The sequence below is a fragment of the uncultured Agitococcus sp. genome, assembly GCF_937920075.1.
In the GTDB taxonomy this organism is placed as follows: domain Bacteria; phylum Pseudomonadota; class Gammaproteobacteria; order Pseudomonadales; family Moraxellaceae; genus Agitococcus.
This window is the reverse complement of record NZ_CALETI010000501.1, coordinates 1-1079: the sequence shown is the minus strand read 5'-3', so window position 1 is coordinate 1079 and position 1079 is coordinate 1. Positions and strand designations below refer to the sequence as shown.

The following is a 1079-nucleotide window of genomic DNA, read 5'->3' as shown; positions in this document are numbered from 1 at the left end:
AGCAATCATTAAGTCAATTACAAGGCAAGGTTGCTAAAAAAGCCTTAGAAATTGCGGTTAAAAGTGGTACTAAAGTCGTACTTGATGAAGCCAAAGCACGTGCGCCACTGGGTATTGTTCCCCATAAATTTAAAGAAAAAGGCGCGGTTATTACTGTTAAACCAGGTAACTTGCGTAAATCTTTAAAACAGCGTGTTTACCGTGGCCAACGTGCAAGCATGGGCAACATTCAATCTATTATTCCGTTGGATGGACGTGCGTTTTACGGCAAGTTTCAAGAGTGGGGATGGAAAGCTAAGGGTGGTCGATACATTGCTCCACAACGCTTTTTAGCTCCTGCATGGCAAGCCAAAAAAGAAGAAGCATTAGATCAATTGGGTAAGCGTTTGGGCGAAGAAGTCGAAAAAGCAGCAAGAGAGGCAGCTAATGCGCGTTAGTGAAGCGATTTATAAACATTTAGCCCCTGTGTTTGGCGAAAAGCAAGTGTGGCCAAATGCTGCACCCGAAGATGTGAATTACCCAATGATTATTTACGTCATTGCTAACCGTGAATTAGTGAATGCCGTTGATTGTGGTTATTTAGAAAACGCAAAAAACCGCGTACAAATTTATGTTTTTGCTAAAGAATTTGAAGAATGTGAAGCATTACGCGACAAAGTTATAAAAATTATGACTGAACAAACCGATTTACAAAGCTGTTTAGCTTTGAGTGACAGCTATCAATTTGAATCTACAGTGCAAGCGCACTTAATTGTTGTTGAATTTTCCATGTGGGAGCAGACAAATAATGGCCAATAAAAACGTATTACACGCCCAAGGCACACGTTTTCAACGTAATAGTGGGGTAGAGTGGCAAGATATTAGCCAAATTAAAGACATTACACCGCCTTCTAAAACTCGTACCGAAATTGAAACAACCACTATTGACCAATATGACGGTAGTGAACCTGACCCTTATAAAACCTATGTGGGTGGTTTGATTGATGGTGGTAGTGTTTCTTTAGATACTATTTTTAATCCTGACGCCTTAGATAATCAGCGTCTTTTAGAAGCAGATATTGAAGCAGCTAACCCTGTTG

Annotated in this window: 3 protein-coding genes; all 3 read left to right on the top strand. The window is 40.2% G+C overall.

Annotation, left to right across the window (positions count from 1 at the left end; all coding sequences use genetic code 11):
• Positions 1-437: HK97-gp10 family putative phage morphogenesis protein (locus Q0212_RS16700; RefSeq protein WP_297927630.1), on the top strand; the 437-nt coding region annotated here is incomplete at its 5' end.
• Positions 427-798, top strand: a complete 372-nt coding sequence (locus Q0212_RS16695; RefSeq protein WP_297927629.1) for a DUF3168 domain-containing protein — start codon at positions 427-429, stop codon at positions 796-798. The genes Q0212_RS16700 and Q0212_RS16695, both read left to right, overlap by 11 nt.
• The coding region (locus Q0212_RS16690) for a hypothetical protein (RefSeq protein ID WP_297927627.1) at positions 788-1079 on the top strand (292 nt) is incomplete at its 3' end. The genes Q0212_RS16695 and Q0212_RS16690, both read left to right, overlap by 11 nt.

Bases quoted from the DNA above. Each gene is read 5' to 3' on its own strand.
- Q0212_RS16695 (WP_297927629.1), top strand. From the start codon at position 427: ATGCGCGTTAGTGAAGCGATTTATAAACATTTAGCCCCTGTGTTTGGC.